Annotated in this window: 9 protein-coding genes; 8 read left to right on the top strand and 1 reads right to left on the bottom strand. The window is 70.6% G+C overall.

Annotation, left to right across the window (positions count from 1 at the left end):
• On the top strand, positions 1–644 hold a 644-nt coding region (locus QYS60_RS20655; protein WP_371384131.1), incomplete at its 5' end, for a TilS substrate-binding domain-containing protein.
• A 20-nt stretch (positions 645–664) separates the two neighbouring features.
• Positions 665–1219, top strand: coding sequence for a hypoxanthine phosphoribosyltransferase (hpt, locus tag QYS60_RS20650; protein ID WP_003938265.1), 555 nt, complete (start codon positions 665–667; stop codon positions 1217–1219).
• On the opposite strand, the gene QYS60_RS20645 is transcribed toward hpt, so the two are convergent.
• The gene (locus QYS60_RS20645) at positions 1207–3327 is read right to left on the bottom strand and encodes a protein kinase (protein ID WP_289381507.1); all 2121 of its coding nucleotides are present in this window, start codon (positions 3325–3327) and stop codon (positions 1207–1209) included. The two genes, hpt and QYS60_RS20645, sit on opposite strands and share 13 nt — an antisense overlap.
• A gap of 227 nt (positions 3328–3554) precedes the next feature.
• On the opposite strand from QYS60_RS20645, the gene ftsH reads away from it, so the two are divergent.
• The 6 genes from ftsH (at position 3555) to QYS60_RS20615 (ending at position 8784) form a co-directional block, all read left to right on the top strand.
• A complete protein-coding gene (gene ftsH / locus QYS60_RS20640; RefSeq protein ID WP_289381505.1) occupies positions 3555–5894 on the top strand; it encodes an ATP-dependent zinc metalloprotease FtsH in 2340 nt (779 codons plus the stop codon).
• Between the two features lie 68 nt (positions 5895–5962).
• Positions 5963–6580 (top strand): GTP cyclohydrolase I FolE, encoded by a 618-nt coding sequence (gene folE, locus QYS60_RS20635; RefSeq protein ID WP_289381516.1) that lies wholly within the window; start codon positions 5963–5965, stop codon positions 6578–6580.
• Between the two features lie 32 nt (positions 6581–6612).
• Entirely contained in the window at positions 6613–7434 is an 822-nt protein-coding gene (folP, locus tag QYS60_RS20630; RefSeq protein ID WP_052033950.1) for a dihydropteroate synthase, read from the top strand.
• Positions 7431–7799: a dihydroneopterin aldolase gene (folB, locus tag QYS60_RS20625; protein ID WP_003936005.1), complete on the top strand. Its 369-nt coding sequence runs from the start codon at positions 7431–7433 to the stop codon at positions 7797–7799. Before folP ends, folB begins: the two co-directional genes overlap by 4 nt.
• Positions 7796–8320: a 2-amino-4-hydroxy-6-hydroxymethyldihydropteridine diphosphokinase gene (gene folK / locus QYS60_RS20620; protein ID WP_371384130.1), complete on the top strand. Its 525-nt coding sequence runs from the start codon at positions 7796–7798 to the stop codon at positions 8318–8320. Before folB ends, folK begins: the two co-directional genes overlap by 4 nt.
• Positions 8320–8784, top strand: a complete 465-nt coding sequence (locus QYS60_RS20615; RefSeq protein WP_003936003.1) for a DUF3180 domain-containing protein — start codon at positions 8320–8322, stop codon at positions 8782–8784. The genes folK and QYS60_RS20615 overlap by 1 nt, the downstream gene beginning before the upstream one ends.
• The last annotated feature ends 114 nt before the right edge of the window (positions 8785–8898 follow it).

The raw sequence follows: 8898 nt of genomic DNA, 5'->3' as shown, positions 1-8898 counted from the left end.
GATTGCCGGTGCTGCTCGGGCACACGCTCGACGATCAGGCCGAGACCGTGCTGCTGGGGCTGGGCCGCGGTTCCGGGGCCCGGTCCCTGCGCGGCATGTGCGAGTTCGACGAGCCGTGGGGGCGCCCCCTGCTCGGCGTGCGCCGCCTCGTCACCCGCCGGGCATGTGCGGAACTGGGATACCCGCCCTACGAGGACGCGCACAACAGCGACCGTCGTTTCACGAGGGTGCGGCTGCGTGAGGAAGTGCTGCCGCTGCTCGAGGACGTGCTCGGCGGTGGGGTCGCACCGGCCCTCGCACGCACGGCCGCGCAGCTGCGCGAGGACGAGGACGCGCTGGAGGAACTGGCCTGGCGCCGGCTCGGGGAGGCCCGGGCCGGGACCGGGCTGGCGGTGGACGCTCTCGCCGACACGCCCGTCGCGGTACGCCGACGGGTCCTGCGACGATGGCTGCTCGACTCGGGGGCTTCGGCCCCGACGGACCGCAAGCTGCGAGCCGTCGACGACCTGATCGGGCAGTGGCGCGGCCAGGGTGCCGTCGCCGTGGGCGGCGGGCCGCAGCCCGGCGTCAGGTTGGTCGTCACGCGTCGGCGTGGCAGGCTGATCGTCGAGTTCGTCGGCCGGCGACAGGGTGCGGACGACTGAGGGAAGGCAGGATGAACCCGGTGTACGAGAACGACATCGCGTCGGTACTGATCTCCGAGGAACAGATCGAACAGCGCACGAAGGAGCTGGCCGAGACCATCGCCGCGCGCTATCCGGTGGGCGCACCCGAAGGTGATCTGCTGCTCATCGGCGTGCTCAAGGGCGCGATCTTCTTCATGACCGACTTCGCGCGGGCGCTGCCGATCCCCACCCAGATGGAGTTCATGGCGGTCAGCTCGTACGGATCGTCCACCTCGTCGTCCGGCGTGGTGCGCATCCTCAAGGACCTCGACAAGGACATCGCCGGCCGGAACGTGCTGATCGTCGAGGACATCATCGACTCGGGCCTGACGCTGTCCTGGCTCATGCGCAACCTCTCCTCACGGAACCCGGCGTCCCTCGAGGTGGTGACGTTGCTGCGCAAACCGGAGGCCGTGAAGGTCGACGTCCACGTCGCCGACGTGGGATTCGACATTCCGGACGAGTTCGTCGTCGGCTACGGCCTCGACTACGACGAGCGCTACCGCGATCTGCCGTACATCGGCACCCTCGACCCGAAGGTCTACACCGACTGAGCTGGGCTGCGCTTCGCCGGCTCGCGCGTCGCCCGCGTCGGGGCCATGCCGCGCTGCAAAGCCCGCAGGTCGTCCTCCATGATGCGGAACAACCAGTACACGAGCACGAACGCGGCGATGCTGCCCACCGCGAGCACCCGGACCGCGACGAGGACCTGCTGGATCTCCTCGGGCGAGAGGTACGTCACGCCGGCCACCCCGACGAGCGGAACGGCCGCCGCGAGCGCCAGGTAGAACACACTGCGCCGGTGCAGTCCTTCGAGTTCCCGGGCATCCGTGGCGTCGGTGGCCCCGTGTGGCAGGAACGCCGGGTACAACGAGCGCACCATGTAGAAGGCGACGAGGAAGAACGGATAGGCGACGGCGATCGCCCCGCACACCAGGATCGACGTGAGGAAGTGCGCGGCGGAGGGACCGTCGATGTTGCCGCCGACGAAGTGCAGTGCCACCGGGAACGCGATGCCCGCAACCGTCCACAGGGTCATCACCACGGCTGCGATACGGTCGCTGACCAGGAGCGCGTCGTGCCGCGCCCGGGCGAGTTCCGCCGCGTCGTAGCTGCGGCCGCGGTGCAGACCGCGCGGGACGGTGATCAACCGTCGGCACAGGTACACGATGATCACCGTGCCGAGCGGGAAGGTGATCCCGTTGATGATCAGCGCGAGCTGCTCGAATTCGCGTTGAGTGTCCGGTGGGAGCCGGTCGACGATCAGGTTCGCATTGTGCTGGTAGTTGTACAGCGCGGCCAGCACGTTCGGGATCGCGATCGCGGCGGTGAGGATCGGCACCACGGGGCGGCGGAGCCGGGCGCGCCAGCTGTGCGGCGGCGGGTCGACGAGGTCCCGGGCCCGCGGATCGAGGCACAGGTCGAACTGCTGTGCCAGCTCCGCACCCGACGCCCACCGATCCGCCGGATCCGGCTCGAGGCACTTCCCGAGCACCCGCAGCAGAGTCTGGGGACAGTCGGCCGGGATCCGCTCGCGCGCGGCCGCGGTCAGTCCGGAGCGTCGCCGCGCGAGCATCGTCTCGAGTGCGGGCAGGGTTTCGGCGCCCAGGTCGACCTCGCTGTTGGGCCGGCCACCCGTGAGCAGTTCCCACAGCATGACCCCGAGCGCATAGATGTCGCTGCGGGTGTCCATGTCCGCGGCGGTGCCGGGCAGACCGGGATGGCACGCCTCGAGCTGCTCGGGCGACATGTACGCCAGGGACCCGCCGAGGTACGCCACGGCCGACGTGCCACCGACGGACTCGGCGAAACTGATGTTGAAGTCGGCGAGCTTGGGCACGCCCTCCGCGGTGAGCAGGACATTGGCGGGTTTCACGTCGCGGTGCAGGACGCCGCGCCGATCGGCGTAGTCCAGTGCGGAGGCAAGCCGGCGCCCGAGCCACGCGACGGTCTCGGGCCAGGTCAGGCTCTCGAGCCGGCTGCGCACGGTCGATTCGGCGGGCCGGATCTCCCCCTTCTCGGCCAGGGTCTCGTCGACGACGTCGAGCAGGAGCCGGCCGCTGCGCTGCTCCGGTGGGGTGGTGCGCACCCGGTGCAGCACCCGCAGCAGCGTCCCACCCGGCAGATACTGCATGTACAGCAGCCGCAGGCCGTGCTCCGGCAGAATCCGCTGATCGAAGACACGAACGATGTAGTCGTGGTCGAGCTGGGCGAGGGTCTGGGCCTCGGTACCGCGGTCGGGCGAGATCTTCACGGCGACGAGCCGCTGCATCGAGTGCTGCCGGGCCAGGAACACTCGCCCGAACGCGCCGCGGCCGAGGTTGGTGAGCAGGTCGAAGTCGTCGATCCGGCTCCCGGCCTCGACGTCGTCGATGCCGGTCGGGACGCGGACCGGGAAGGGCTCGGTCGTCTCCTCGCCGGGAGGGACGACCGCGCTGGTACGGGCCGGTTCGGTGGGCGCATCGGCCGTGCGGGTCGGCTCCGCCTCGGTCGTGCGGGTCGGCTCCGCCTCGGTCGTGCGGGTCGGCTCCGCCTCGGTCGTGCGGGTCGGCTCCGCCTCGGCGGTCCGGGTGGGATCGGCCGCAACCGTGCGGGTCGGCTCGGCCGCAGCGGTACGGGTCGGGTCGGCCTCGGTTGCAGCGTCCGGCTCCTGCATGGCCATGCGAAATGATAACCACGGTGGGGCCCGGCCCCGCAGGCAGCTGACGCGACCGGTGGGAACCTCCGGGTGGCCTCGGACGTTGACCCCTCGGACCGTGCGGCCGCGCGAGGGCAACGCTGCGCGTACACGCGGTAACCTTGCGGTGTCCGGTTCGTCGCCGGACTCCTCGGGACGACCACGATGATGACCGCACTATCGAAAGGACCGGCCGGCCGGGCCGAACCTGTATGAACCGCAAGACAGTGTTCCGTAATCTGGCGATCGTCGCCGGCATCCTGTTGGTCATCTACGCCTTCAGCTACTTCGGCGACGACACCCGCGGTTTCACCAAGGTGGACACGTCTGTCGCGCTCGCTCAGCTCGACGCGGACAACGTCAGCCGGGCGCAGATCGACGACCGCGAGCAGCAGGTGCGCCTGTGGCTGAAGAGCGGCAACGAGGCGACCGGGGACGACACCGAAATCCTCGCCAAGTACCCGGAGTCGGCGTCCGAGCAGATCTTCGACAAGGTCGCCGGCGCGGGCCTCGAGAAGTTCGACACCACCGTCACCCAGGAGAGCTGGCTGACGTCGATCCTGCTGTTCGTGCTCCCGATGATCATCCTGCTCGGGGTGTTCTTCTTCGTGATGAGCCGCATGCAGGGCGGTGGCCGCGGCGGGATGATGGGCTTCGGCAAGTCCAAGGCCAAGCAGCTGACCAAGGACATGCCCAAGACCACGTTCGCCGACGTCGCCGGTGCGGACGAGGCCGTCGAAGAGCTCTACGAGATCAAGGACTTCCTCCAGAACCCGGCGCGCTACCAGGCCCTCGGCGCGAAGATCCCGAAGGGCGTCCTGCTGTACGGTCCTCCCGGCACGGGCAAGACCCTGCTCGCCCGCGCGGTGGCCGGTGAGGCCGGTGTCCCGTTCTTCACCATCTCCGGTTCGGATTTCGTGGAGATGTTCGTCGGCGTCGGCGCGTCCCGGGTGCGCGACCTCTTCGAGCAGGCCAAGCAGAACAGCCCGTGCATCATCTTCGTCGACGAGATCGACGCGGTCGGCCGTCAGCGTGGTGCCGGCCTCGGCGGTGGCCACGACGAACGCGAGCAGACGCTCAACCAGCTGCTCGTCGAAATGGACGGCTTCGGGGACCGGCAGGGCATCATCCTCATCGCTGCCACCAACCGTCCCGACATCCTGGATCCGGCCCTGCTGCGGCCGGGCCGGTTCGACCGGCAGATCCCGGTCACCAATCCCGACCTCGCCGGGCGCCGGGCGATCCTGCAGGTGCATTCCAAGGGCAAGCCGCTCGACCAGCACGCCGACCTCGAGGGACTGGCCAAGCGCACCGTCGGCATGTCCGGCGCCGACCTCGCCAACGTCGTCAACGAGGCCGCGCTGCTCACCGCGCGCGAGAACGGCACCGTGATCACCGAGGCCGCACTCGAGGAGTCGGTGGACCGGGTCATCGGCGGCCCGCGCCGCAAGAGCCGCATCATCAGCGAGCACGAGAAGAAGATCACCGCCTACCACGAGGGCGGGCACACGCTCGCCGCGTGGGCGATGCCCGACATCGAGCCGGTCTACAAGGTGACGATCCTCGCCCGCGGCCGCACCGGCGGTCACGCGATGACCGTCCCCGAGGACGACAAGGGCCTGATGACCCGCTCGGAGATGATCGCCCGCCTGGTGATGGCCATGGGCGGCCGGGCGGCCGAGGAACTCGTGTTCCACGAGCCGACGACGGGTGCCTCCTCGGACATCGACCAGGCCACCAAGATCGCCCGCGCGATGGTGACCGAGTACGGCATGAGCGCCCGCCTCGGTGCCGTCCGCTACGGGCAGGAACACGGCGATCCGTTCCTGGGCCGCTCGATGGGTGTGCAGTCCGACTACTCGCACGAGGTGGCCCGCGAGATCGACGAAGAGGTGCGCAACCTCATCGAGGCCGCGCACACCGAGGCCTGGGCGATCCTCAACGACTACCGCGACGTGCTGGACGTGCTCGCCGGGGAGCTGCTCGAACACGAGACCCTCACCCGCAAGGATCTCGAGCGGATCCTCGCCTCCGTCGAGAAGCGGCCGCGGATCACCGAGTTCAACGACTTCGGTGGACGTACGCCGTCGGACAAGCCTCCCATCAAGACGCCGGCCGAGCGGGCGAAGGAACGCGGTGAGCCGTGGCCGCCGGAAGCGGTGCGCCCGTCCTTCACCAAGCCGGCCCAGCCGCAGCCGCAGTCTCAGTCGCAGCACCCGCAGCACCCGCAGCCGCAGCCCGCGGCGCCGACCAACGGGCATCCGGCGCCGGTGCCGGCACCCGCATCGGAGCCGCTGCCGGGCTTCGGGCAGCCGCCGTACCCGGGCGGACCGCGCCACGCCACCCGGCCCGACTACGGCGCCCCGGCGGGCTGGTCGGCACCCGGTTGGCCGCCTGCCGAATCCGAGCAGCCGCAGAGCACCTATCCTGGGTATCCGCAATGGACCCAGCCCGCGCGCCCGGCCGACGAGGACGAGCGACAGGCCGACAGGAATGTAGCTCCCGAGTCACCGCCGACCCAGCCGTGGGAGGGGCCGACCGGTCCGCGCTGAACCCGAGTCGAGAAGAGTGGAGGTACGGTCTGGTGTCGGTGAACCACCTGGATTCCGAGGCGGATTCCGTGTCGATCGGCGGTGACGGTCAGCCCCTGCGCAGCCGGGAATCGGGCCGGGCCTTCGATCAGGCTCGCGCGGAGGCGGCGGTGCGGGAACTGTTGATCGCGGTGGGGGAGAATCCCGAGCGCGAAGGGCTGCTCGAGACTCCGGCCCGGGTCGCGCGGGCGTACCGGGAGATGTTCGCCGGTCTGTACACCGACCCGGACTCGGTCCTGGACAAGACCTTCGACGAGGGCCATCAGGAACTCGTCCTGGTCCGCGACATCCCGATGTACTCGACGTGCGAGCATCACCTGGTCTCCTTCCACGGCGTCGCGCACGTCGGCTACATCCCCGGTCCCACCGGCCGGGTGACGGGCCTGTCGAAGCTGGCGCGGGTGGTGGATCTGTACGCCAAGCGGCCGCAGGTGCAGGAGCGGCTGACCAGTCAGGTGGCGGATGCGCTGATGCGCAAGCTGGATCCGGTCGGGGTGATCGTGGTCGTCGAGGCCGAGCATCTGTGCATGGCCATGCGGGGCATCCGCAAGCCGGGGGCGAGCACCACGACCTCGGCGGTGCGCGGGTTGTTGCAGACCAACTCGGCGTCGCGTGCCGAGGCCCTGGATCTGATCCTGCGCCGGTGAGCACGCTGCCGAACCCCGGGCGCCCGGTGGTGATGGGCGTGCTGAACGTGACGCGGGATTCGTTCTCGGACGGCGGCCGGTACCTCGACCGTGACGCGGCGATCGCGCACGGCCTGGAACTGCGTGACCTCGGTGTGGACATCGTCGACGTCGGTGGGGAATCCACCCGTCCCGGAGCGGCTCGCGTCGACCCGGAGGTCGAGGCCGGGCGGGTCGCCCCGGTCGTCGCCGCGTTGAGCGCCGCCGGAATTCCCACCAGTGTCGACACCATGCGGGCGTCCGTGGCCGAGGCGGCGATCGAGGCCGGGGTCACCATCGTCAACGACGTCTCGGGCGGACGCGCCGACTCTCGCATGGCCGCGGTCGTGGCCGCGGCCGGCGTGCCGTGGATCCTCATGCACTGGCGGCCCGCCGGCGGCTTCGTGCACGCCGGCGGATCCACCCACTACGACGACGTGGTCCGTGAAGTTCGGGGGGAGCTGATGGTGCAGGTGGACGCCGCGATCGCCGCCGGGGTCGATCCGGCGAACATCATCCTCGATCCCGGCCTCGGCTTCGTGAAGGACGCCGACCACAACTGGGAACTGCTGCATCGCCTGCCCGAACTCACCGAACTCGGCTACCCGGTGCTGATCGGTGCGTCGCGCAAACGCTTCCTCGGTTCCCTGCTCGCCGCCCCCGACGGCACGATCCGGCCACCCGGTGGCCGCGAGGTGGCCACGGCCGTCGTGTCGGCGCTCGCGGCGGAGCACGGCGCCTGGGGGGTGCGCGTGCACGACGTGCGGGCGTCGCTGGACGCTGTCGCCGTCGTCGGAGCGTGGCAGCGCGGCAGTGCGGCGGGAGGATCGGCGTGAGCGACCGGATCGAACTGCGCGGACTGCGGGTCCGCGGCCACCACGGGGTGTTCGACCACGAGAAGCGCGACGGCCAGGACTTCCTGGTGGACATCGTCGCGTGGCTCGATCTCGCACCGGCTGCCGCGAGCGACGTCCTCGACGACACCCTGCACTACGGCATCCTCGCCGAGCGGGCCGCCGCGATCGTCGCGGGCCCGTCGCGCGACCTCATCGAGACCGTCGCCGGTGAGATCGCCGACGACGTCCTCACCGACTCGCGGGTCACCCGGGTCGAGGTCACCCTGCACAAGCCGTCGGCGCCGATCCCGCTGACCTTCGCCGACGTGGCGGTGGTGGTCGAGCGCACCCGGAGCGGCTCGTGAGCCGGGCGGTGCTGTCCATCGGCTCGAACGTCGGGGACCGGACAGCGCATCTGCGCTCGGTCACCGAAGCCCTCGGCGACCGAATCGTGGCCGTGTCGCCGGTGTACTCGACGGCGCCGTGGGGCGGGGTCGAGCAGCAGGACTTCCTCAACGCCGTCGTCGTCGCCGAGGACCCGTCGCTGGACTGCCGCGGCTGGCTCGATCTGGGGCGGCAGCTCGAGGCTGCCGCCGACCGGGTCCGGGAACAGCGGTGGGGCCCGCGCAGCCTCGACGTGGATGTGGTCACCTGCCACGACTCGGACGGTCGCGAGGTTCTCAGCGACGACCCCGAACTGACCCTGCCGCATCCGCGCGCCCACCTGCGTGCCTTCGTGCTCGTCCCGTGGTGGGACGTCGAACCGCAGGCGACGCTGGTCGCCGACGGCATGCGGCGGCCGTTGACGGAGTGGCTCGCGGCTCTCGACGTCGACGAACGCGAAGGTGTGCGCCGCACCGAGCACCGGCTGGAGCCGCCGCGGTGATGAAGCCGACGCGTATCCGGGACCTGCTGGCGCTGGCAGTGCTCGCCGCCGTCGCGGCCTGGCTGCTGGCGCGCGGCCTGTACGGCACGCTGCCGCCGATCCCCGTCTACGCGGGAGCATCGCTGTATCCGGTCGCGATCGTCGAGGTGGTGCTGGCCTTCGTGATCCGCTCCCGGGTCGGCAAGCACGAGATCGGCGACGGACCGCACCAGCTGCATCCCATCACGGCGGCTCGTGCGGTGGCGCTCGCGAAGGCATCGGCACTGGTCGGTGCGGCCAGCGCGGGCATCTGGGCGGGATTCCTGCTGTACCTGGTGCCGCAGCGACCGGTGCTCCAGGCCGCGGTCGAGGACAGTGCCGGTGTGATCGTCGGGCTGCTCGCCGGCGTGGCGCTCGCCGGCGCCGCATTGTGGCTCGAACATTGTTGCCGGACACCGGAAGATCCGGACGAGCCGGCGACCTGACCGTGACGGCGCCTCGGGTGCGCTCGACTCTCGGGACACGGCGGCCCCGCCCAGTAGTCTGGAGCCCATGGGGACCCCGGTGCGAACGAGGAAGGGCCGTCGGCCACGGCGCAG

Source organism: Rhodococcus sp. GXMU-t2271, from assembly GCF_041414735.1.
Classification (GTDB): domain Bacteria; phylum Actinomycetota; class Actinomycetes; order Mycobacteriales; family Mycobacteriaceae; genus Rhodococcus; species Rhodococcus indonesiensis.
Note: the sequence above shows the minus strand (reverse complement) of the source record. Positions and strands in the feature narration are given on the sequence as shown.

Excerpts from the sequence above, each read along its gene's own strand:
- folP (WP_052033950.1), top strand. The coding sequence starts at position 6,613 with ATGGGCGTGCTGAACGTGACGCGGGATTCGTTCTCGGACGGCGGCCGG.
- ftsH (WP_289381505.1), top strand. The coding sequence starts at position 3,555 with ATGAACCGCAAGACAGTGTTCCGTAATCTGGCGATCGTCGCCGGCATC.
- QYS60_RS20645 (WP_289381507.1), bottom strand. The coding sequence starts at position 3,327 with ATGGCCATGCAGGAGCCGGACGCTGCAACCGAGGCCGACCCGACCCGT.
- QYS60_RS20615 (WP_003936003.1), top strand. The coding sequence starts at position 8,320 with ATGAAGCCGACGCGTATCCGGGACCTGCTGGCGCTGGCAGTGCTCGCC.